The sequence below is a fragment of the Syntrophales bacterium genome (assembly GCA_023228425.1).
In the GTDB taxonomy this organism is placed as follows: Bacteria; Desulfobacterota; Syntrophia; order Syntrophales; family UBA2210; genus MLS-D.
The window spans coordinates 1-21,350 of record JALOBE010000027.1 but is presented as its reverse complement, the minus strand read 5'-3'; the positions used below and the strand labels follow the sequence as shown (position 1 = coordinate 21,350).

Annotated in this window: 24 protein-coding genes; 22 read left to right on the top strand and 2 right to left on the bottom strand. The window is 52.5% G+C overall.

The window, feature by feature from the left end; all coding sequences use genetic code 11:
• Positions 1 to 55 precede the first annotated feature (55 nt).
• The 20 genes from M0Q23_09535 to M0Q23_09440 all read left to right on the top strand — a co-directional run bounded on the left by M0Q23_09535 (position 56) and on the right by M0Q23_09440 (position 17,612).
• Complete coding sequence (locus M0Q23_09535; protein ID MCK9528855.1) at positions 56 to 721, top strand: hypothetical protein; 666 nt, start codon at positions 56 to 58, stop codon at positions 719 to 721.
• 6 nt (positions 722 to 727) lie between these two features.
• Positions 728 to 1,777 (top strand): DUF354 domain-containing protein, encoded by a 1,050-nt coding sequence (locus tag M0Q23_09530; GenBank protein MCK9528854.1) that lies wholly within the window; start codon positions 728 to 730, stop codon positions 1,775 to 1,777.
• Positions 1,778 to 1,779: 2 nt separating this feature from the next.
• A complete protein-coding gene (gene wecB / locus M0Q23_09525) occupies positions 1,780 to 2,859 on the top strand; it encodes a UDP-N-acetylglucosamine 2-epimerase (non-hydrolyzing) (protein MCK9528853.1) in 1,080 nt (359 codons plus the stop codon).
• On the top strand, positions 2,856 to 3,938 hold the full coding sequence (locus tag M0Q23_09520) for an ATP-grasp domain-containing protein (GenBank protein MCK9528852.1): 1,083 nt from the start codon (positions 2,856 to 2,858) through the stop codon (positions 3,936 to 3,938). The genes wecB and M0Q23_09520 overlap by 4 nt, the downstream gene beginning before the upstream one ends.
• Entirely contained in the window at positions 3,931 to 4,497 is a 567-nt protein-coding gene (locus M0Q23_09515; protein ID MCK9528851.1) for a haloacid dehalogenase-like hydrolase, read from the top strand. Before M0Q23_09520 ends, M0Q23_09515 begins: the two co-directional genes overlap by 8 nt.
• Complete coding sequence (locus M0Q23_09510; protein MCK9528850.1) at positions 4,494 to 5,252, top strand: hypothetical protein; 759 nt, start codon at positions 4,494 to 4,496, stop codon at positions 5,250 to 5,252. Before M0Q23_09515 ends, M0Q23_09510 begins: the two co-directional genes overlap by 4 nt.
• 134 nt (positions 5,253 to 5,386) lie before the next feature.
• Complete coding sequence (locus M0Q23_09505; GenBank protein ID MCK9528849.1) at positions 5,387 to 7,369, top strand: sugar transferase; 1,983 nt, start codon at positions 5,387 to 5,389, stop codon at positions 7,367 to 7,369.
• A 31-nt stretch (positions 7,370 to 7,400) separates the two neighbouring features.
• Positions 7,401 to 7,754, top strand: coding sequence for a VanZ family protein (locus tag M0Q23_09500; protein MCK9528848.1), 354 nt, complete (start codon positions 7,401 to 7,403; stop codon positions 7,752 to 7,754).
• A gap of 431 nt (positions 7,755 to 8,185) precedes the next feature.
• Positions 8,186 to 8,374, top strand: coding sequence for a type II toxin-antitoxin system RelE/ParE family toxin (locus M0Q23_09495; protein ID MCK9528847.1), 189 nt, complete (start codon positions 8,186 to 8,188; stop codon positions 8,372 to 8,374).
• Positions 8,364 to 8,684 carry a helix-turn-helix domain-containing protein gene (locus M0Q23_09490; protein MCK9528846.1) on the top strand — a complete coding sequence of 107 codons (321 nt, stop codon included), beginning with the start codon at positions 8,364 to 8,366 and terminating at the stop codon, positions 8,682 to 8,684. Before M0Q23_09495 ends, M0Q23_09490 begins: the two co-directional genes overlap by 11 nt.
• 545 nt (positions 8,685 to 9,229) lie before the next feature.
• Positions 9,230 to 9,463, top strand: coding sequence for a hypothetical protein (locus M0Q23_09485; protein MCK9528845.1), 234 nt, complete (start codon positions 9,230 to 9,232; stop codon positions 9,461 to 9,463).
• A complete protein-coding gene (locus M0Q23_09480) occupies positions 9,453 to 9,881 on the top strand; it encodes a PIN domain-containing protein (GenBank protein MCK9528844.1) in 429 nt (142 codons plus the stop codon). The genes M0Q23_09485 and M0Q23_09480 overlap by 11 nt, the downstream gene beginning before the upstream one ends.
• A gap of 327 nt (positions 9,882 to 10,208) precedes the next feature.
• The gene (locus M0Q23_09475; GenBank protein ID MCK9528843.1) at positions 10,209 to 10,424 is read left to right on the top strand and encodes a hypothetical protein; all 216 of its coding nucleotides are present in this window, start codon (positions 10,209 to 10,211) and stop codon (positions 10,422 to 10,424) included.
• Complete coding sequence (locus M0Q23_09470; GenBank protein MCK9528842.1) at positions 10,417 to 10,686, top strand: type II toxin-antitoxin system YafQ family toxin; 270 nt, start codon at positions 10,417 to 10,419, stop codon at positions 10,684 to 10,686. Before M0Q23_09475 ends, M0Q23_09470 begins: the two co-directional genes overlap by 8 nt.
• 556 nt (positions 10,687 to 11,242) lie before the next feature.
• The gene (locus tag M0Q23_09465; protein ID MCK9528841.1) at positions 11,243 to 12,292 is read left to right on the top strand and encodes a Fic family protein; all 1,050 of its coding nucleotides are present in this window, start codon (positions 11,243 to 11,245) and stop codon (positions 12,290 to 12,292) included.
• Between the two features lie 733 nt (positions 12,293 to 13,025).
• Complete coding sequence (locus tag M0Q23_09460) at positions 13,026 to 15,956, top strand: O-antigen ligase family protein (GenBank protein MCK9528840.1); 2,931 nt, start codon at positions 13,026 to 13,028, stop codon at positions 15,954 to 15,956.
• A 142-nt stretch (positions 15,957 to 16,098) separates the two neighbouring features.
• The gene (locus M0Q23_09455) at positions 16,099 to 16,299 is read left to right on the top strand and encodes a hypothetical protein (protein ID MCK9528839.1); all 201 of its coding nucleotides are present in this window, start codon (positions 16,099 to 16,101) and stop codon (positions 16,297 to 16,299) included.
• Positions 16,296 to 16,571: a type II toxin-antitoxin system RelE/ParE family toxin gene (locus tag M0Q23_09450; protein MCK9528838.1), complete on the top strand. Its 276-nt coding sequence runs from the start codon at positions 16,296 to 16,298 to the stop codon at positions 16,569 to 16,571. Before M0Q23_09455 ends, M0Q23_09450 begins: the two co-directional genes overlap by 4 nt.
• 572 nt (positions 16,572 to 17,143) lie before the next feature.
• Positions 17,144 to 17,362, top strand: a complete 219-nt coding sequence (locus M0Q23_09445) for a ribbon-helix-helix domain-containing protein (protein MCK9528837.1) — start codon at positions 17,144 to 17,146, stop codon at positions 17,360 to 17,362.
• A complete protein-coding gene (locus M0Q23_09440) occupies positions 17,352 to 17,612 on the top strand; it encodes a type II toxin-antitoxin system RelE/ParE family toxin (protein MCK9528836.1) in 261 nt (86 codons plus the stop codon). The genes M0Q23_09445 and M0Q23_09440 overlap by 11 nt, the downstream gene beginning before the upstream one ends.
• 127 nt (positions 17,613 to 17,739) lie before the next feature.
• Here M0Q23_09440 and M0Q23_09435 read toward each other — a convergent pair whose 3' ends face one another.
• Complete coding sequence (locus M0Q23_09435) at positions 17,740 to 19,284, bottom strand: hypothetical protein (protein MCK9528835.1); 1,545 nt, start codon at positions 19,282 to 19,284, stop codon at positions 17,740 to 17,742.
• Between the two features lie 806 nt (positions 19,285 to 20,090).
• On the opposite strand from M0Q23_09435, the gene M0Q23_09430 reads away from it, so the two are divergent.
• Together M0Q23_09430 and M0Q23_09425 are read left to right on the top strand one after the other, a co-directional pair.
• Positions 20,091 to 20,369: a hypothetical protein gene (locus M0Q23_09430; protein ID MCK9528834.1), complete on the top strand. Its 279-nt coding sequence runs from the start codon at positions 20,091 to 20,093 to the stop codon at positions 20,367 to 20,369.
• A 33-nt stretch (positions 20,370 to 20,402) separates the two neighbouring features.
• The gene (locus M0Q23_09425; GenBank protein MCK9528833.1) at positions 20,403 to 20,897 is read left to right on the top strand and encodes a response regulator transcription factor; all 495 of its coding nucleotides are present in this window, start codon (positions 20,403 to 20,405) and stop codon (positions 20,895 to 20,897) included.
• A gap of 103 nt (positions 20,898 to 21,000) precedes the next feature.
• Here M0Q23_09425 and M0Q23_09420 read toward each other — a convergent pair.
• Positions 21,001 to 21,350, bottom strand: a 350-nt coding sequence (locus M0Q23_09420; protein MCK9528832.1) for an endonuclease domain-containing protein, incomplete at its 5' end; no start/stop codon positions are given.

Sequence of the window (21,350 nt, the reverse complement as noted above, 5' to 3'; positions counted from 1 at the left end):
GGGGGACAGCAGGGGAATAGGCGATTATTCAAACGTCTCGTGAGAGAACGGGATAATGGGGGAGTTGTGCGAAGGTCTCGATTCCTCGTCGCTTGCGCTCCTCGAAATGACATTTTTCAAAGGTCTCGGATCGGGAAAGTCAACACTTGCAAAGATGACTACAGAACACCTTCGGCAAAAAGGCTTTGATGTTACCATTGTACCATTCCATAAATGGATATTCGCTGATTTTTTCAGGGACAGGCTGGGAATAGGGAAAATAATTGACAGGGATAGAAAACCCAGGAAAACATCGTACCACGCACCTAAAAAGAAGTCACTGTCCGCGTTTATTAAACCACCGATTGCCTTGGTTGATAATATACTTTTTTATCTGTTGAACCAGCCTCGAAGGCGAAATGAAATTTATATTTACGACAGATTTATATGCGCCACGCAAATCAAGCTTGCGGCGCTGAACTACCACACGAAATGGCTCAAGTTTATCTGGTGGAATATATCGGGTGATTGGACATTTGTTATCGATATCGACCCCGCTGTGTCATTAAAAAGACAAACTGAAAGAAACGATCCTTATACATATCCCACCGAAATTCTTCAAACAGAAAGAAGGTGGTATCTGGATATCGCAAAGTCAAAGGGCTACACTGTCATAGATAATTCTCAGCGTATTGACGACGCCTTCAATCGCATTATCAACATCTTGAACCCACAGAAATAATCTTTCATGCCTCTGAACATACTATTTGATATTAGCCATCCCTCGTACGTACACCTGTACAAAAATATCATTTCGAATCTTAAAAAACAGAATCACAGCATTGTCATTACCGCACAGGCTCACAACAGCATAACGGGATTATTGTCATCGTATAATTTAGATTACGTCCTGCTTGGTGAAAAAGTTGATGGAATAGCCTCAAAAATAATAAATCAAGTCAAACTCAATCGTAAAATGCGATCAACTCTGAAAAAGTATAATGTTGATCTGGCGATTGGCGGATCAACCACTGTCGCACACGGCGCTGTATTGACAAGTACCCGTTCCGTCATCTTCACCGATGATGACGGCGATGTTGTTCCGCTTTTTGCCAGAAGCACCTACCCCTTCGCCGACAAAGTAATACATCCCTCCTGCATCAGGGACAGACTGGGTGAGAACAAGCAGGTCTTTGTGAATAGTCTTAAAGAACTGGCATACCTGCATCCAAACCATTTTGAGCCAGATAAAATGGTTTTAAAATATTTAGGAGTTAATGAATCAGAAAGATACTTTATTGTCAGGTTCAGCGCTTTAAAAGCACATCACGATTATTTTGCCGAGGGAATAAAGGACAAGATCAAATTGATACGATTTCTTGAAAAATATGGCAGGGTCTTTATCTCCAGCGAGTCGGAAGTGGACGGTTACTTGAAAAAATATATTATTGATGCCCCGGTGACTGCAATGCATTCAATAATGGCCTGTGCTCACTTATATGTGGGCGACAGCCAGACGATGGCCTCCGAGGCGGCAGTGCTGGCAACCCCTTCCATCCGGTACAATTCATTTGTGGGAAGGTTGTCTTACTTGGATGAATTGGAAAAAAAATATCAACTGACATTCGGATTTACTCCAGGTGAATTTGATAAGATGCTGGAAACGATACAGCGTTTACTCGTGCAGAAAGATTTAAAGGAACAGTGGCATGCCAGAAGATCCAAATTGCTTCTGGACAAGATAGATCTAACCGACTGGTTTGTGAATTATATAAATTCAAAGAAATGGATTCTATAAGTATGAAAGTGTGCATAGTTGTTGGCACTAGGCCTGAGATCATCAAAATGTCCCCCATCATCCGTCTATGTGAAAGAAACAATTATCCCTATTACATTATCCACACAGGTCAGCATTATTCTTTTTCGTTGGATAAGGTATTTTTTGAGGAGTTACATCTACCCACACCGGAATACAATCTTGAAGTCGGTTCTGCAAGCCATGCAAAACAGACTGCATTGATTTTGAGCCTTATTGAAGATGTATTTACCAATGACAGGCCAAGTATAGTTTTGGTGCAAGGCGATACGAACAGCGTGATGGCAGCGGCGCTGGCCGGATGCAAAGAGAAAATCATGATCGGGCACGTGGAAGCTGGATTGCGAAGTTATGATAGAAACATGCCGGAAGAAATCAACAGGATCGTCGCAGATCACGTTTCAGATTATCTCTATGCCCCGACTGAAACTGCAAAGAAGAATCTGCTTAATGAGGGTATCGACGAAAGTAAGATAATCATAACAGGAAATACCATAACAGATGCCGTCTATGAGCACATTGATATAGCTAAAAGCAGCAGTTCAGTAATGAAGGATCTTAATATAACGACAAAGAATTATTTTCTTGGAACATTTCACAGGCCGGAAAATGTTGATGATAAACACAAACTGCGAAATATTCTACGTGCTTTGGAGAGGATTGCATCAGATTACCAGGTGCCTATTATTATTCCAATGCACCCACGAACAAAAAAAATGATCAACGAGTATCATATTACAATCGCAAATGATTGGGTGAAAATTTTAGAGCCCGTCAGTTATCTGGATTTTTTACTGTTGCAGCTTAATGCCTTGACGATCATTACCGATTCGGGAGGGGTGCAGGAAGAGGCGTGCATTCTGAAAGTTCCATGCGTGACGTTGCGGGAAAACACGGAACGTCCTGAGACTGTCGAAAAAGGGGCAAATGTCATTTCCGGAACAAAGGAAGAGAAAATTGTTGAATGTGTGAAGCGTATGGTAAAAACGAAACGTGAGTGGGATAATCCATATGGCGATGGCAATGCTGCCAGGATTATAATGGAGCATATACTCTCCATATGAAAAAAATATTGATCGGTGAAATATCAAGCTACAAAGCTATTGTTATCGCAAAATATTTAAAAAAATATTATTCCGATGTGGCAATATGTGCCTATGATTATAATAAGAGAATAACATCTGTGCACACCAGATATTGCGATGAGTTTGTTCTTGTTCCCTCCCCGAAGATAGATCCACAAAGTCATCTTCGACATTTACGGCAACTTATTGAAGATAAGACAATTAATCTGTTTATTCCCGTCCCCAGCGACATGTACGGTGAATATATTAAAAACAAAAAGATGTTCGGCGAAGCATTCGCGTATATCGGCAATTATGATCAGTTTGAAAGACTGCATGACAAGGAAAAACTCGAAAAACTCTTGGCTGAACTGAACATAAAAAGGCCCCGGACATTTGATTCGTATGATTCTGCCGAACCGCCTTTTGTTATCAAACCCACCAATTTATCATCAGCCAGGGGGGTGAAATACGTTTTTAATGAAAAAGATCGAAATGCGCACAAAGCACATTACAATAGTGAACAGATTATCCAGGAGTATGTGAAAGGAGTTGGCGTCGGTTACTCAGTATTTGCCAGAAACGGCAAGATTCTGAATGGATATGGCCATGTCAGGCTTGCAGAGCAACCGATCACAGGCGGATCAAGCGTCTACCGTGACAGCTATTACGATACGCGTATGAGGGAAATGGCAGCTCAAATTGTGCGTGCGACGAAATGGTCTGGTTTTGCTATGCTCGAATTCAAGCTAACCGATGAAGATGAAATATACGTGATAGAAGTCAATCCCAGGATATGGGGTTCCATTAACCAGGGTCTTCAGAACGGGTGTAATTATTTTGCGCCGCTGCTTGGCACGTCTTCGCTGACGATTAATGAAACGGTCCAGTGGAAAACCTATTTATCCCCGTTGATTTATTTGTCCTTGATTAATTATCTGGCCAAGCGGGACTTACGTCCCTTAAAAACGTTTCTACGAAACATCCGACGAAACAGAGCTGATGTGTCCTGTCTTGACGATCCCAGAGGCTTTGCCAGCCTGATCATCAGAAAGATGTCGCCCGGAATTCATGCGTAATATCAACGTCATTGATCTTGATCGAACCTTGATCCCCTATGATTCTTTCAGGATTCTGGTTCTTTCTTATTTGCGGGGCAAAAAATATTTAACCCCCGTGGCATTCTATACTCTCCTTCGGAAGCTTCGAATAATAAAGGCCGACACATTTAAATACAAGGTCCTCGTGGCTTTAAGGCAGGACAGGCATTATCAGGACATGATGCACGATTTGAAAAACAGGATACTGTCCGAAATAAGACCCGAGATTATGGAAATTATCCAGCGGGAAACGGGCCCTGATACTATCAACATATTGGTGTCTGCGTCACCTTCTGATTATGTTAATGAAGTTGCCCAAGGGCTTGGATGGCCTTATCTGGCATCCGATGTAATAAATGGCAAGTTTATTCATTGCTATGGAGGGGAAAAAAGGGAATTGGTTCTATCGCAGTATCCCAAGCATAAGTTCATGTATAACTTCGCTATTTCAGATGCTCTCTCTGATCTGTCCCTTTTAGAAATGTTCAGAAAGTACAAGATCGTAAAAAATAGGCACTCATGTATGGTCCAGAAATGAAAAAGGATTTTACCCTTTCACTCTATGATTATTTGCTGGGTACTCTTAAGCCTGATCAATACACATTCCGGACTTTCAAAGATTTTCTGGCAACGCCGGACACAAAAACCATCATCCTCCGCCACGACGTGGACCGGCTCCCCGACAATGCCCTTCGCATGGCCGAGATGGAGCATTTTCTCGGTATTCAGGCAACTTATTATTTCCGGGTTGTCCCGGAGTCCTGGAGCGAGGATGTTATGCGTCGTATTGCGGCTATGGGGCATGAGTTGGGGTATCATTACGAGGATCTTGCCATTGCCAAAGGCGACTACGAGATGGCAATCGGGCATTTTGAACGGCAGTTGGAGCGGTTCCGGGCGATCTATCCGGTGAAGACAGTCTGCATGCATGGAAGCCCCCTGTCGCGGTATGACAACCGGGATTTGTGGAAAAGATATGATTATCGTGATTATGGCATTATCGGCGAACCCTATTTCGATGTTAATTACAAGAAGATATTTTACCTTACCGATACGGGGCGACGGTGGAACAACGAGTCCTCAAGCATTCGTGACCGGGTAGATTCGGGCTTTGACATTCCTGTCAAAAGTACCTTTCACCTGATGGAACTGGCGAGAGAGGGTAAACTGCCGGATCGGATAATGATAAACGTCCATCCCCAGCGGTGGCACAACCGGCCCTGGCCCTGGGTGAAGGAACTGGTCTGGCAGACCGTGAAAAATCTGGTTAAGAGGTCATTGATCAAACGATAGTCAACAATTGAAAATTCCTACCTTCCTGACTCGGGCCTGGAAAAGAGTCCTTTCCCTATCCACTCAACGTTTCCCATTACTATTTTTCCTAACCTCCTACTATGAACGAAACCTCACAGGTGCAGCCATCAACCGTGTCGCGAGGCGTTCTGCGTCCGTTTGTGCTGGACGTCATGATGCTGGTTGGTTCGTTTTACGCCATCCACGTGGGGAAGTACGGGACCCTGGTGGTTGCGGCTCGCCACCGCGGTCTTTTGGCCCTTATCCTGGTGACGAGCCTGGTGCTTGCGGTGATGCTGAAGAAGTATTCAAGCATGGAGGAAAGATCGCTGAGGGGCAGTCTCGAGGTTGTGTCGGTCCAGACGCTGGTCATGGCGGGACTTGTCTCTCTGTTTGTGGTTCTGCTGGGCATGACGGGGATGTCGAGGGTGCTGATCTACGGGACGATTTTCCTCTATGGCGCCTTGCAGGCAGTGGTTCTGGGAATCGAGTCCTGCCGGACGAACAGGGAGTCCTTCTCGATCCGGAACATTGTGCCCCGGAGTATCCCCGGGTTTCGAAAGCCGTCAATCACTCTTGTGCTTGCCGACGGCTGTCTCCTTTTTGTTGCATTCTGGCTGGCCACGCTGATGAAGCGGGGAGAGTTCCTGTGGACGGAGTACGCGTTCGACAAGCTGTGCATGCTGTTCGGCATCTGGGTTGTGACTTCCATCCTGTCGAAAAAATTTGATCGGAATAATTTCGGATCTTCCTATTCCGTGATCGCCTCGTCGCTGAAGTCGGCCCTGTTCATGGCCGCGGGGCTGGGAGCGGTGATGATGTTTCTTCACTACTACAGCCTGTCCCGGGGGCAGATGTTCGGGACGGTGCTTATCTTTGCGGTTCTTGAATTCGGGCTCTTCGTCCTCTATTACCGCTGGCGGTCCTACAAGCGGGAGTCCGGGGAAGCGGAAGCGGGGTACGGCTCCCTGTCGCTGAAGCGTCAGGCGGTGCCGGAGGAGGCGCATGGGGATGGTGACAACGGGCAGTGCGTCGATCCCGTTGACGAAAAAATACGCCATGCGCTGCACTTCTTTGAGCCCGGGCTGTACGGGGTCATGAAAGAGCACATCGACCTCGAATCGGTCGATACGTCCCGGACGGTCCTGCTGAGCGTGCGGGACCTGGGAGAAATCAGGTCGAACGGTCTCGTGCCTGAGAATCCCGGAGAGCACTGCGGGAAAGAACTGGTGATCAACCTCAAGAAGATAAATGACATACGGTTCCTGAACCAGTATTTTCTGCTGGTCCACGGGGCGCTGAAGCCCGGGGGATGGCTGGTGGGCAAGGCCCATACCCTTGAGACTCAGAAGAGCTATCTCATGGAACGTTTTTCCAGGCCTCTCGGCGGCGTACTCTATGTCATGGACTTTGCCTGGAGCCGGGTGACACCGAAACTGCCGCTGGCAAAAAAGGTGTACTTTGCCGTCACCAAGGGACTCAACCGGATCGTCTCAAAGGCAGAGGTGCTCGGCCGGCTCTACTACTGCGGGTTTGAAGTCGTGGCCGACAGGGTGCTCAACGGCCGCTATTATTTTATAGCCAGAAAGACCGGGACGCCCTCCAACGACCCGGACCCGACCTACGGGCCCCTGGTGAAGCTCAGGCGGTCCGGATATGGAGGAAAACCCATCACGGTTTACAAGTTCCGCACCATGCACCCCTACTCTGAGTATCTCCAGGATTACGTCTACAGGCAGAACCAGCTTCAGGAGGGGGGAAAGTTCAGCAATGATTTTCGAGTGACCGAATGGGGGGAGTATTTCCGGAAGTTCTGGATCGATGAACTGCCCATGCTCTACAACTGGATTCGCGGCGATCTGCAGATCGTGGGGGTGCGGCCCCTGAGCCGGCAGTACCTGGAACTCTACAGCGGGGAGTTGCGGGAATTGAGACAAAGGGTAAAGCCGGGGCTGGTACCGCCTTTTTACGCCGACCTGCCGAAAACCTTCGAGGAAATCTGCGCCTCCGAGAAGCGCTATATCGAATCGTTCATGAAAGAGCCCTTCCGGACCCAGTGGCGGTATTTCTGGATGAGTTTCTGGAACATCGTGGTGAAGCGGGCACGGAGTGCCTGACAGGGTGACCGTGACCGGACGAGCGAGAGCGATGACGATGCTGCTGCGGGTCTATCTGGTCGGCATCGTGGTCCTGGCCTTAGTCCCGACGGGCGGCATGAACATGAGCAGCGTCACGGTGCTGTCCCTTCGGGCCGACTACCTGGCGCACGTGGTTCTCTATGTTCCCTGGGCGTTCCTGGGGCTTGCGGCGCGGAAGCGGGAGCCTCTGTGGTTCGCCTTGGGCGTGCTGCTGGCGGCGGGAAGCGAGGGGTTGCACCACCTCCTTGACTACCGGACCTATAACGTGAACGACCTGCTGGCGAACATGATCGGCGTGGCGGCGGGATACGCGGCGTACATCCCGGTTCTGAGACGGCGGGTGGTTCTGTGGGTGTTTCGGTGAGAGGCCGAGAGCTTTATCTTAGGAAACAAGAAAAGCGTCCTCTAAAGTGTGATATGGAAAAGTTCACCAACAAAACCATACACACAAGGAGGGTGCCCTAAAGTTTGTCATTTCGAGGAGCGCCTTAAGATTCGTCATTTCGAGGAATGCCTTATGGTCCGTCATTACGAAGGACGTTCAAGTTCCGTCGATTCGAGGAGCGCTTTTGTTCCGTCATTTCGAGGAGGGCCCTAAGGTTTGTCATTTCGAGGAGCGCCCTAAGGTTTGTCATTTCGAGGAGCGCCCTAAGGTTTGTCATTTCGAGGAGTGTTCATATTCCGTCATTTCGAGGAGCGAAGCGACGAGAAATCTTTCTTTAATATCGATGTGCTCCAAGATTTCTCCCTGCGGTCGAAATGACAAAATTGCCGCGCGGCAGTGTCAGGACATTGGTGGCAACAAACTTGGGTAAGAAATGGTTTTTTGTGTTTGGTTTTGAAAAGAACGAGCTTGAGAATATTTCAGAAAAAGAACTGGTGACGTTGAAAATGCTGGCAAAAGACCTTCTTGGGATGACTGCGGGGCAAATTCAATCTGCTGTTGAGGAAGGCATTTTGGTGGAGGTTGAAAATGAAGCGTGAAAAGTATCAAAGCCGACTTTTGGGCGCGGTTCATGAAACCGCTCAAGACCTGCATAAACTCAAAGTTATTGATAAGCGCAAAATGCGCGAATATGACTTTTTGTGTGTCGAGCCCGTGTCTGCTTATTCAGCGGAACAGATTCGTTCTTTGAGGGAGCGTTACAGGCTTAGCCAGGCTGTGATGGCGGCGGTGCTGAATATCAGTGTTTCTACAATCCAAAAGTGGGAGCTTGGTGATAAGCATCCTGCCGGCCCCTCTCTGAAGCTATTGAGTATTCTGGATCGTAAAGGTCTTGATGCACTGAGATGAGACTTTCAAAAAAAGTGGACGACTCTGTTTTTCACAATGTAGTGCGGGGTAAAGCTACGCAGATGATCAATGTAGTGCGGGGTTTTAACCCTGCTAACCCGGCGCGGCTGATAACCTGATAACCTGAAACCTTTCATTGTGCCGTTTCGAGGAGTGTTCATATTCCGTCATTTCGAGGAGGGCCCTAAGGTTCGTCATTTCGAGGAGTGTTCATATTCCGTCATTTCGAGGAGCGAAGCGACGAGAAATCTTTCTTTAATGTCGATGTGTTGCAAGATTTCTCCCTGCGGTCGAAATGACAAGGTTGGACGGTCGAAATGACAAAGTTGGACGGTCGAAATGACAAAAATGGCTGGTATTAAAGCTCTCTGAAGGCCGCGGCCGGAAGGTATGAATAATCGACAGCTTATGCTAACAATCAGGAGGCGGGAGGCAGGCACCTTTCCCTGAATCTTCCCTCTTCTACATCCCCATTATTTCCGGTTGATTTTTCTCTGCCTGCCGTGTTACACGTAAATCACGTGTAAAAAAGAGGGGGTTTTACCTTGAAACAGAATATTACTATCAGTCTTGATAAGGAACTGATCCGGGCAGGCAAGGTGATTGCGGCACAGCGAGGGACGTCACTGAATGGGTTGTTGCGCTTGGAGCTGGAAAGAATCATCCGGAACGCGAGGCAATACGATATAGCGAAACAGAAGGCCATCGCCGCGATGCATGCGGGCTTTCATTCCGGTATGGATCGCTACCCTTCAAGGGATGAGCTTCATGAGCGATAATAGTTTTGTGGATACCAATATCCTCGTTTATGCGCACGACTTGAGTACCGGAGATAGGCATTCCAATGCCTCCGCCCTTATTGAAGGACTTTGGGAAGCGGGAACGGGGGTGATCAGCACGCAGGTTTTACAGGAGTTTTATGTCACCGTCACGCGTAAGATCAAAAATCCGTTGAGGCCTGCTGAAGCACGAGAGATCATCCGTAATTACCTCGTCTGGCCCGTGCAGGCCAATGATCCGGAGATGACGATCCGGGCTTCTGAAATCGGCGAAAAAAATAATCTCTCTTTTTGGGACGCACTGATTATTACCGCCGCCCTTCGGCTTCAAGCGGGAAAAATTATCACGGAAGATCTGAAGCACGGGCAGATCATCGAAGGTATCCTGATTGAAAATCCGTTCTTACAATTGCTGTGATGATGTCAGCATTGAAGGGAAAAGCGGACGATTCTGTTTTTCACAATGTAGTGCGGGGTTTTAACCCCGCTAACCCGGCGCGGCTGATAACCTGAAGGTCACGCGAGGTCACGAGCGAGCGCCACGCACTACACCGGGTGGCACGAGGTTGCACCCTCTCCCCACAACCCGGCGCGGTTAATAACCTGATAACCTGAGACCTTTCATTGTGCCGTTTCGAGGAGCGAAGCGACGAGAAATGACAAAGGTGCTTAATTACTTTAAATCTTTACTCTTCATTCTAATTTTGGTAGTTTTACAGATGAAAGAAAAGAGGAGGCGAAATCAATGAGCACAGCAACAGTGAACAAGCTGATCGATGAATTTATCCACTTGCCGCTTGATGACAAGGAATATGCGACAGAAGTGATCAAGAAACAGTTGATAGAGGCAAGGAGAGAGGCCATTGCCAAGAGAGAAAAAACAGCGATGGCCGGTTTCAGGAAGAAGATGACCAAACGCGGCACCGTCAAAGAATTATACAAGGATCTTGAAAGTGATTAAGATATCTTGGGATCAAGGTTTTAAAAAGATTTACCGTAAGAAAGTAAAGAACGACCACGAACTCAAGAGCAGATTTTGGGCCGCTGTCAAAATGTTTGTAAAGGATCCTTTTCAGCCACGCCTAAGAACTCATAAATTGACAGGCAGGCTTGAAGGGCTTTGGGCATTTAGTGTTAATTTTGATTGTCGGGTAATCTTTAAATTTATAAGCAAGACGGAAATCCTGCTGATTGATATTGGTGGACACGACGAAGTTTATTGACCTCGCGCTTATTTAAATCTTAAACCTTAACTACTTTTTTATTCACCATTCACGTTCTTTGTATAAGACCTTTCATTGTGTTATTTCGAGGAGCGCCTTAAGGCCACCGTCATTTCGAGGAGCGGCGTTCATATTCCGTCATTTCGAGGAGCGCGAGCGACGAGAAATCCTAATGATGGCCGTGGGCTGGTTAAAGATTTCTCCCTACGGTCGAAATGACAGAAATGGCTGGTATTCAATAAAGCTCACATGCGTTCGAAGTGACAGGGGAGAGGTCGAAATGACAACATGATGGCCGTTAGTGCAAGATTTCTCCCTTCGGTTCCCTCCGGTCGAAATGACAGAGGAGGGCGGTCCCCCTGCAGGGGACGGTCGGTGCCGGCAGAGGGCGATCGGTGCCTGCAGGGGACGGTCGGTGCCGGCAGGGGGCGGTCGCAATGACACAATCGATCGTTTTAAAGGTCTCTGTATGTCATTCCGCGAAGCACGCCGTGAACGCCATGACGAAACCGATGATGGTCAGGGAGGATAGTGAGCCATATGGAAGGAAAACGCCATGATAACCCTTCGGCTTTTTTCCCGCGAGTTCGAATCCGTTCCGGCCGCCACTTCCTGGTACCTTGCTGATCTCGGCGAAGCGCGTGGAAAACAGGAATTGTTCACCCGCCAGTCGCCGCAACGTCTCAAGGTTCTCCGGGAGCACGCGCTCATTGAAAGCGCTGTTTCGTCAAACCGGATCGAGGGCGTGGAAGTCGATCAATCCAGAATCGCCACCATCGTTTTCGGTCGGCCTCTGCTGCGGGACCGTGACGAGGAGGAAGTGCGGGGGTACCGACAGGCTCTGACATGGATTCATGAGCAGGGCGAGAAAATTCCGATATCGGAAGAAACCATTTTACAATTCCACCGTATGACACGCGGGGAAATCTGGGATGCCGGAAAATACAAGGAAAAAGACGGCGACATCATAGAAAAGCTTCCGGATGGCAGGTCTCGAGTCCGCTTCAAGACGGTTCCGGCTAAAAGCGCGCCGACCTGCATGCGGGATCTTGTCGAGTTGTACGACGATGCCGTCAAGGATCGAAAAGTTCCGCCTCTTGTCCTTTTAGCCGCCTTTAACCTGGATTTCCTGTGCATCCACCCGTTTCGTGACGCCAACGGCCGGGTGTCCCGGCTCCTGATGCTCCTGCAATGTTACCATTTCGGGATCGAGGTCGGGCGATATATCAGCCTGGAGCGCCTTATTGAACAGCACAAGGAACGATACTACGAAACCCTTCAGCAAAGCTCCCAGGGCTGGCATGAGGGTACGCACAACCCGTGGCCATATATCAATTATCTCTTGTCGATTCTGAAAACGGCCTACAGGGAATTTGAGGACCGTCTGGGCCGGACCAAAGCTCCACGAGGCGCTAAAACGGAATTGATCGAAAAAACCGTGAGGGATTTTTCTGCGGATTTTTCGGTGAGCGATTTGGAGAGAGCCTGTCCGGGTGTAAGCCGGGATATGATTCGCAGGGTTCTTCGAGGTCTTCAGGCCAAAGGTGATGTGGAATGTATCGGGCGAGGCCCCGGTGCTCTATGGCGTAAAAGGGAAAAGAGGTAATACCCTTTAAAAGGGGCAATAAAGAGGGTAATGCCGAATGAGTCGGGGAATAAAAGGAAGGCCACAAAGGGACGAAAGGGATCATAAATCGCTCAAAGAATTATACAAGGATCTTGAAAGTGATTAAGATATCTTGGGATCAAGGTTTTAAAAAGATTCTTGACTACTTTTTTATTCACCATTCACGTTCTTTGTATAAGACCTTTCATTGTGTCATTCCGAGGAGTGCCTTAAGGAGCGTCTTAAGACCCGTCATTTCGAGGAGCGTTCATATTCCGTCATTTCGAGGAGCGTAGCGACGAGAAATCCATGTCCCGAGCAAAGCGAGGGATCTTTAATGTCGATGTGCTGCAAGATTTCTCCCTTCGGTCGAAATGACAAGGTTGGACGGTCGAAATGACAGAAATGGCTGGTATTAAAGCTCACATGTGTTCGAAGTGACAGGGGAGAGGTCGAAATGACAACATGATGGCCGTTAGTGCAAGATTTCTCCCTTCGGTTCCCTCCGGTCGAAATGACAGAGGAGGGCGGTCGGTGCTTGCAGAGGGCGGTCGGTGCTTGCAGGGGACGGCCGGTGTCGACGGAGGAGGGCGGTCGGTGCCGGCAGGGGACGGTCGCAATGACACAATCGATCGTTTTTCAAACCGGGTCTCAGGTTCAAGGGGAGCCGGGGAGCAGGTGAAGAAGGAATGACTCGTTACTTCGGATGCGGGCTGTTCCGGAAGGCGTCTCCGTGAGGTTTCTTCCGGCATGGGCCGTTCCCGCCTTCCTGGTGGCCGTGGCGGGGTTTGCGGCGCTCTTCTTCGGCGGTGTCCATGTCTGGAGCCGCTCCATAGTCATACTGGCGATCTTCGCCTTCACGCTGGTGATGGTCCTCGATAGGGGGGGCAGGCCCTGGGCCGGTTCGGCAAAACGGGGCCTGCCCCCGTTTTTTTATGTGGGGGTTTTTCTGCTTGTGTGGGGGGTACTGCAGGTGGTGCCCCTGCCGGCGGCGGTGGTGGGAGTCCTGTCGCCCGAGGCGGGACGGCTGTGGTCCGTGGTGGGGGCGAAGCCGCGCCTGTCGCTTTACCCCTTCATGACCGTCGACGCCCTGGTGCTGGGGTTTGCGTTGCTTCTCTATTACCGGATCGCCCTGGAGGGGCTGGGGGAGCGGGCGCGGTTGCAGTGGGCGGTTCTGGGGATACTGGGTGTGGGGGTGTTCCAGGGTCTCTACGGCCTTCTTCAGCTTGCCACGGGAAGCACCGCCATCCTCTGGTGGGAGAACCCCTTCACGGGGAACGTGGCGACGGGCACCTTCGTCAACCGCAACCACCTGGCGGGGTTCCTCTCCATGGCCATCTGCCTGGGGATCGGGTACCTCTGGGCGATTGCCGGAGGGTCGCGGCGGGCAGGGCGGCGGGGGAGCCGGCGGGAACGGTTCCGGGAGCGGCTGGTGCGGCGGGCCGGGGAATTCGGGTACCGGGGGGGATTGGTCACGCTTGCCCTGGCGGTGATGCTGGCGGCCCACCTGGCGAGCGCCTCCCGGGGGGGCGTGGTGTCCCTCGTGGTCGCCCTGGTCTTCATGCTGGGACTGATCCTGGCCCGGGGATTCCGGAGCAGGGGCGGCTTTGCCCTCATGGCGGTCCTCGCCGCGGTCATGAGCTACGTGGGCTACGTGGCGGCGGACAGGCTGGTGGGACGGCTGGCGGTCTTCGGCTCGGGGCTGGAAGGCCGGATCGCCCGGACGCGGGACGCCTGGTCCATGGCGAAGGAGTTTCTCTGGACCGGATCCGGAGCGGGAACCTTCGAGTTTGTCTTTCCCCGCTTCCAGTCGGTGACCTTGTCGAAGGTCGTTGACCACGCCCACAACGACTGGGTACAGCTTGCGGCCGAGATGGGCATGCCGGGTTTCCTGATAGTGGCGGCCGGGGTGGCGGCCTTCCTGGTGTCGGTACTGGGCCGCTGGCGGAAGAGGAAGGACCCCTTTGCCCTGGGGATCGGGCTCGGGGGTGTCGGGGCCGTGGTGGCCGCGGCGGTCCACGGCTTCAGCGACTTCTCCATGCGCATACCGGCGAACCCGCTGCTGCTGGCGCTGATCGCGGCGGTTGCCTGGACGGCGCTCTGCAGGGATCCCTCCGAGGGGGAGGTGGGTGGCGAGGCTCCCCTGCGGGGGAGGTGGGTGAACAGGGCGGTTATCGCCGGCGTGGCGGGTCTCATGGCGGTGTCGTCTTTTTCGGTGGTCCAGACCTGGCGGGCCGACGGGCCGGCCAGGATATTCGTGGACTCCACCCGGCCCGAGACGCGGCCCTCGGCGGAGGAGCTGCGGCAGGCCAGAGAGATCGCACCGGGATACGCGGACTATTGGCTCCGGACGGCGGTACGACTGGGGCAGGATCCCGGGCAGGCGGACCGGCTGCTGACGGAAGGGGAGGCCCGGCTGTCCGATCCGGCGGGGTATCTTCTGGCCACGGGCCTGCGGTGCAACCCCTCGTCATGGCGGATATGGCGGGAACTGGGGTGGACCCTCTACCGGGAAAGCGGCGGAACCGGGGAGGAGAGAGGAGAGACACTCCGGCGGGCGGTGGAAGCCATGGGGCAGGCGGCGCCGCTTCGTCCCGGCGACGCGAGCCTTCAGGCACAACTGGGGAACGTGGCCCTGGCGGCCTGGGCGGCGGGGGTGGAGGGCGTCGATGCCGGGGTCTGGCGTGATGCCTTCCGGCGGGCACTGTCGCTGGACCGGAGGCTCGCGGCGGACGTGGCGGATCTGCTGGTGGTCTACCTGGGGGAGGGGGGAACGGGGGCGCCGGCGGAGGTCATGCCCGACGCCCTGACGGCGCTGGAGGCGGCGGCCTTCCTGATTGACCATGGGTATCGGGAACGGGGCATGATGCTCCTTCGGGAAGGCGAAGGACGGCGGGCGGCGGAGGCCGACCGGCTCTGGACCGAGTACCGGGAGGGAGGCCGGTACGGGCGTAAGGGGCCGGTACTGCTCCGTCGGCTGGCGGACCTGGACCCGCGGCATCCGGGGCTGCTGCTGGCCCGGGGAAACGCCCTGCAGGCCATGGAGTCCATTGAGCGCCGGGGTGAGGACTTCGGGGAGTGGTATGACAGGCGTACCCTTGCGGCCCGCCTGCAGGAGGAGCTGGAGGCGAAACGGGGCGACCCGGCGATGTTTTCCTACTATCTGGGACGTATCGCACAAGAAGAGGGAAACCGGGCGCAGGCACGGTCATTGATGTATCGGACCCTGAACCTGAGAAGCCAGTATTTTCCGGCCTGGCTTCACCTGCGGGACTTGCTGAGTGAAAACCAGGGAGGCGATGCCGACCGGATTCAACGGGAAGCACTGGAGGAGCGGATCAGGCTCTTTGCCATGGGGGGCATCGTGCGCGACGCCTGGCGCGGGGCGGGCAGAGTCTCCGGGAGGCCGGCCTGGCGGGCGCCCTTCCGGGTTGCCGAACCGATAGGAACGGTGCGGATCGACTTCGAGGCGCCGGGGGACGGAATCTGGATCCTGGAGCTGAATCGCCGGTTCCTGGAGGTCTGGCAAGGGCCCGCGTGGAGCGGCGAAGTGGCGATTGCCCTGCCGCCGGGAGAACACGAGTTTCTCCTGCTGTCCTGGGACACCGATCTGCCGGTGCCCCGCCGGGGGCTTCCCTTCCGGCTGGAGATGTCCTGGGAGTAGGGACACGGCGTGTCCGTTCGTCTTGAGCTTGTCGAAGGATGAACGGGCGTGAGTCGGGCCATCCTTGCAGTTATTTCCGAAAATGGTAAGGTCAGGTCAAAAGGTTTTTCCCTTAAACAAGAAGAGATGAAGGGAGTATTTCATGTTAAACGCCATCAAAGTCAGTTTATCCCGGCAGGAAATCATTAGCGCCGTGAAGTCCATGAAAAAAAGGGACCGAGAGGACTTCTTGGAGGAATTGCTCGCAGCAACCTCCCCTGAGTACCTGAAAAGCATTAAGGATGCCCGGACAGACTATAAAGAGGGCCGTGTTAAAACGCATGATGAGGTATTCGGGCGTTGAAATACCGGCTGGTATATACACAAAAAGCCGTTAGAGATATTGACAGACTTGACGCTGGTGTCAAGAACCGCATCGGCACGACACTCCTTCGCTTCAAAGACAATCCGCTTCAATCCGCTGAACGCCTGACTAATTCGGAACTCGGCGGCTACCGTTTCCGCATCGGCGATTATCGTCTGATCTTCGACATCGAGGGCAACGACATTGTCGTGCTTCGCGTCGGCCACCGCAGGAAAATCTATAAAAGAAAATTCTCCAGGGGACGTAGTTGACTCATTAACTTGACGCAGGACGCAGTCCTCTCTCCGCTACTGTTCCTCCACTATGCCACGGCAACCACGCATAGACGCGCCGGGAGCGCTCCATCACGTTATTGCCGGAGGTGTTGACAGAACGTCGTTGATGAATCTCGGGGTTATATTTCATGAATGAAGACCGTTGAATTGTGTCATTTCGAGGAGTGCCTTAAGGTCCGTCATTTCGAGGAGCGCGAGCGACGAGAAATCCATGTCCCGAGCAAAGCGAGGGATCTTTAATATCGATGTGCTGCAAGATTTCTCCCTTCGGTCGAAATGACAGGGGAGAGGTCGAAATGACAACATGATGGCCGTTAGTGAAAGATTTCTCCCTTCGGTCGAAATGACAGGGGAGAGGTCGAAATGACAGCATGATGGCTGCTAGTGCAGGATTTCTCCCTGCGGTCGAAATGACAAAATCGTTGGATCATTCTTTTGGGTGTGCCGTGCCCGTTAGCGTGTGTCCTTGCCATGAGACCTTTAATTTTGTTTTGACAAAATTGGCACTTCTGCATACATTGTAACACATCAGTGACAGGGGGTGCGCCATGAATACAGCGATATCAGTACGGCTTCCCAAGAATCTTGCCAACCATCTGGATATGATAGCCAAAGAGACCGAACGATCCCGCTCTTTCATCATTCAGAAGGCTCTGGAGTCCTATATCGAAGATTTTGCGGATCTCCAGATCGCACTGGACCGACTCCACGACAAGGGTGATGAGGTTGTTTCAGCCAAAGAGATGAGGAAATCTCTTGGCTTATAACGTTATCTATAAAAAGTCTGTCCACCGTGACCTCAAGAAGCTATCGAAGCCCGAGGTGAAACGAATCCTCGATCTCATTGAGAAGGAACTGAGCAAGCAGCCTGAATCCAATCCCGTACTCAAGGGTCGGTTTGCCGGCCTTCGCAAGTACCGTGTTGGTGATTACAGGGTGATCTATGCCCTGTTGGGTCTTGATATTCTTATCCTCAGAATCGACAATCGTAAGGATGTTTACAAAAGCGAAATTTGACCTCGTGTTTTGGGCACGGCACGGCGTGCCCCGGCCCAAAAGAACGAGGGCAAGGTTGATCCGACCTTGCCCTCGTTCTTGTCTGGTCAGTAATGTGTGTTTACGCGTACCGTACGTCTTTCAACGGTTAGTCAAAGAGCTTCGCGATGGCGGCAGGGCTGGTGCAAACCTGCGCGTAGGCGTATTGGTGGTCCTTCATGTCTTCAGCCGTCGGGAAGCGTCGGTCAGGTGCGTTTTCGAACATCCAGTGGTTGATTTTGAGGCCCATCTCATGAGCACCCTTTTCCAGCATTTCCCGGTCATCCGGATGGGCGATGCTGATGATCTTTTTGGCCTTTTCAGCGTCGGTGCAACCCATGAGGTTGACGATACCATACTCGGTGCACACCCAGGTCACGAGCTGGTCCGGAAGGCAGATGATACTTCCTTCGGGAAGCTTCGGGAAGAAGCGTGACCTGCCGGTGGCGTCGCGGGACGATGCAGCCAGGATGGCCCGTCCACCCTTCGCCAGCGAAGCGCCAAGGGCGAACTGGAACTGGCCGCCGGTACTGGAAATGATTTTTCCGCCCACGTTGGCGGCGCAGTCCTGACCCCGGAGGTCCATGGCGGCGAAATTATTAATCGTTACCATGTTTTCCTGCTGGGAGAGGGTCTGGATGTTGTTGGTGTAGCCGATGTCGTAACCGGCAAAGTAGGGGTTCCGGTGCACCCACTCGTAGTATCGTGGAGTGTCGACGGGCATGATGTACGCCCAGCCGCACCGGCCCGGATCAAGGGTCTTCCGGGAGTTGTCCACGACTCCCCGTTCGGTCAGGGTGAAGGCGTACTCGCCGATCATTTCGCTGTGGACACCCAGATTCCGCAGGTTGGATTCGGCAAGGGCGAGAACCACCGCTGTGGGAAGGGCGCCGATGCCCACCTGGATGCAGTCACCATCACGCATGATTCCCAGGCAGTGCTGTGCTATGGCCTTATTCACCTCGTTGGGCTTGATATCTTTTTCCGAGATGAAGGGCCACTGGTATTTCGGGTCATCCACATCGACTTCCACGAAATAGTCGACTTCGTCGATGGGAAGTACCATGCCGCGGCCGGCTTCACACCAGGCATAGTCTTCACGGATTTCGCAGACGAACTTCTTGCAGGACTTGGCCACCACCATCCAGTTGTTTACCCCGTAGCTGGCATTGACGTAGCCCCCTTCGGGTACTGCACAGGCCTGGACACCCCAGTCCATGGTCCGATCGGCCTTGTTCTTCCGGTAGGCGCGGGCATATTCGGCGTCGACACCGATGGCCCATCCCCAGTGTTTCCAGTCCAGGCCCTTGTATCCCTTTGCCACAAGGCCGCGAAGCGGGGCCAGCAGGAAGGATTCGTGGATAACGTGATATTTCGCTTCCATGTCCGGTTCGGCGATCAGGTTGTTGCCGCACATAATGGCCTGGTTCCAGATTTCGATGTTTTTCAGATCGCCGGGACCATCGCCGAAGCGGGCGGACAGCGCTTCCATGGTGGGGAAGGTGTCGGACCCCGGGCCCCCGCGGTTGATCCAGTCTCCGGGCTTGACCATTTCAGCCCATTGCTTGGCCGTGATGGTCCTGTCCCTGAGCTTCTGCTGGGTGGGGGTCGTCATGATAATTTTCAATTTTTCTTTGATCTTCTCTTGTGCCATTTCTACCCTCCTTGATGTAGTAAGCCATACCTTGGCGACTTCGTAAAAAGGCCGTCCTCTATCGGACGTTTTTCCACTTTTTACGAGTTCATCATACCTCGGCAAGTGAACTTCGGCTTGAATGATGCGTTCACGACACAGCCGGGTTCCTTCTCGTTAACGCCTCAACATTACTCTAGCCTGTGACCACCCCCCTTCGTGCGGGTGATTGTGTGGCTTGCTACCACAAACAGCTATTACCATTTCGTTACAAAATGGTGGACCGGGCCTGTGAGTCGCTCGGATCGGTTCGAGAACAGGAGGTGGAAAATGCCGGGACGGAGCGTGTGGTTGAACCGCGAAATGCTTCAAACTCACAAGATCGCCTGTAGCTTACAAAGAGCGGAGGGGCTCAATGCTGCAGCGTCGGCCGTTGATCCCGGTTCCCATAAAGTGCCTGTTATCCGGGCTGTATTCGGAGAGCCGCCGCCGGTAATGGGAAAGGCCCCACACTATTACGTCTGAAAAGATGTTGTACCATAATAGACATTGAATTGTATGTCAAGACGACACTGTCGTTTTTTGTTGCACCGGCGCCATGAATCTTGACGAAAGGCGCGGGGCGGTGCCGGAGGTAGGACAAACACTGACCTCCGCGGGCTCTTTTGTCCTGTGCCGCGGGGTCCTCCGGTCCCATCTTATTTTCAGACAGCCCCTGATTGTGCGGGCCGCTCCATGAGTCTATTCTGGAATCGAAAAGAAGAACCCTTGAAAGGCCCCGCCGATCCGGGGACATACTTCAGGGAAGAACCGAAAGGAGGCACATCATGGAACGAGCACTTTTGAATACCCAGGCAATGGTCCCCAGGGGAATCATGGGTGTCATGAAGGGTTACACCCCTCGGGAATGGAGGTCTGACAAGGAAAAAACCATGGCAGTGAAGCCTGCAATGTTCAACGTCGAGTTCCTTCACGATGCCGTCTGGGGCGGTGAGACCGACTGGCGCCCCCTGGCCGCTCAGAAGGCGGGTATAAGGGCTGCTCAACGAAGGCAACCGGCTTTTTTCAACGTCGAACTTCTCCACGATGCCGTCTGGGAAGGGTGAGACGGGTTTTAGCGGCGGCAGAGGAGGCGGTCCATGAAAAAGATTCGCGTTCTTATTGTCGATGACCATCCCATCGTGAGAGCCGGTTTCAGGCAGATACTGTCGGAGACGGACGACATGGAAGTCGCCGGAGAAGCGGCAAACGGCGATGATGCCTTGGACTGCATTCGGGAGAACCAGTTCGACATCGTACTCCTGGACATTTCCATGCCCGGCCGGAACGGTCTCGAGATTCTGCGGGAATTGAAAAAGGATGCACCCGGGTTGCCCGTGCTGATCATGAGTATGTATCCCGAGGAATACTATACCGCGCGGGCGCTTCAGGCGGGAGCATCGGGCTACCTGACGAAAGCCGGCGCCCCCAATCATCTGGTTCTGTCAATACGGAAAATCCTCGGAGATCGCCCCCGGCCGCATTTGAGCGTACTTGCGGGGAAACCCTTGTTTCACGGGCGTTCATGGTCCTTCGAACATTCGATCAGGTCTTCGCCGCGGGCGGGAGAGCCCCATGGGCAGGTTCGTCACTAGATAGTTCTGCACGAGCCCTGACAGAGGGAGACCTTTCATTACGGGAAGGCGCTATGCCCTTCCCGGTTCCTCCCCCCTTTATGAAAGGGGGGCCAGGGGGGATTTAATAATCTTCCGTCTCCCTCCATATTACTTCCATTACCGTTTCCTGCAGCACCTTCCTGTTGTCAAAACGAAGAACCCGCAATCCCAATGCCCTTAACTTCCGGTCCCTGTCTTTGTCTTTTTCTTCCTGTACTGGTTCGAAGTGTTGGCCACCATCCACTTCGATTACAAGGCCTGCCTTGGGACAGAAAAAATCAACCACGAAGGAAAGTATCGGCTTCTGTCGGTAAAACTGTAAGCCCCTTACCTTCTTTCCACGAAGTTTCGACCATAACAGCAGTTCCGCATCGGTCATATTATTTCGCAGTTCCCTGGACCGCAACTTCAGCCTGGGGTTGTAGTATTGCA

What these genes read in the sequence shown, in the direction of transcription:
- M0Q23_09490 (MCK9528846.1), top strand. Translation starts at nt 8,364, where the DNA reads ATGAAGCGTGAAAAGTATCAAAGCCGACTTTTGGGCGCGGTTCATGAA.
- M0Q23_09520 (MCK9528852.1), top strand. Translation starts at nt 2,856, where the DNA reads ATGAAAAAAATATTGATCGGTGAAATATCAAGCTACAAAGCTATTGTT.
- M0Q23_09465 (MCK9528841.1), top strand. Translation starts at nt 11,243, where the DNA reads ATGATAACCCTTCGGCTTTTTTCCCGCGAGTTCGAATCCGTTCCGGCC.
- M0Q23_09425 (MCK9528833.1), top strand. Translation starts at nt 20,403, where the DNA reads ATGAAAAAGATTCGCGTTCTTATTGTCGATGACCATCCCATCGTGAGA.
- M0Q23_09445 (MCK9528837.1), top strand. Translation starts at nt 17,144, where the DNA reads ATGAATACAGCGATATCAGTACGGCTTCCCAAGAATCTTGCCAACCAT.
- M0Q23_09430 (MCK9528834.1), top strand. Translation starts at nt 20,091, where the DNA reads ATGGAACGAGCACTTTTGAATACCCAGGCAATGGTCCCCAGGGGAATC.
- M0Q23_09500 (MCK9528848.1), top strand. Translation starts at nt 7,401, where the DNA reads ATGACGATGCTGCTGCGGGTCTATCTGGTCGGCATCGTGGTCCTGGCC.
- M0Q23_09535 (MCK9528855.1), top strand. Translation starts at nt 56, where the DNA reads ATGGGGGAGTTGTGCGAAGGTCTCGATTCCTCGTCGCTTGCGCTCCTC.
- M0Q23_09480 (MCK9528844.1), top strand. Translation starts at nt 9,453, where the DNA reads ATGAGCGATAATAGTTTTGTGGATACCAATATCCTCGTTTATGCGCAC.
- M0Q23_09530 (MCK9528854.1), top strand. Translation starts at nt 728, where the DNA reads ATGCCTCTGAACATACTATTTGATATTAGCCATCCCTCGTACGTACAC.
- M0Q23_09515 (MCK9528851.1), top strand. Translation starts at nt 3,931, where the DNA reads ATGCGTAATATCAACGTCATTGATCTTGATCGAACCTTGATCCCCTAT.
- wecB (MCK9528853.1), top strand. Translation starts at nt 1,780, where the DNA reads ATGAAAGTGTGCATAGTTGTTGGCACTAGGCCTGAGATCATCAAAATG.
- M0Q23_09435 (MCK9528835.1), bottom strand. Translation starts at nt 19,284, where the DNA reads ATGGCACAAGAGAAGATCAAAGAAAAATTGAAAATTATCATGACGACC.
- M0Q23_09475 (MCK9528843.1), top strand. Translation starts at nt 10,209, where the DNA reads ATGAGCACAGCAACAGTGAACAAGCTGATCGATGAATTTATCCACTTG.
- M0Q23_09510 (MCK9528850.1), top strand. Translation starts at nt 4,494, where the DNA reads ATGAAAAAGGATTTTACCCTTTCACTCTATGATTATTTGCTGGGTACT.
- M0Q23_09455 (MCK9528839.1), top strand. Translation starts at nt 16,099, where the DNA reads ATGTTAAACGCCATCAAAGTCAGTTTATCCCGGCAGGAAATCATTAGC.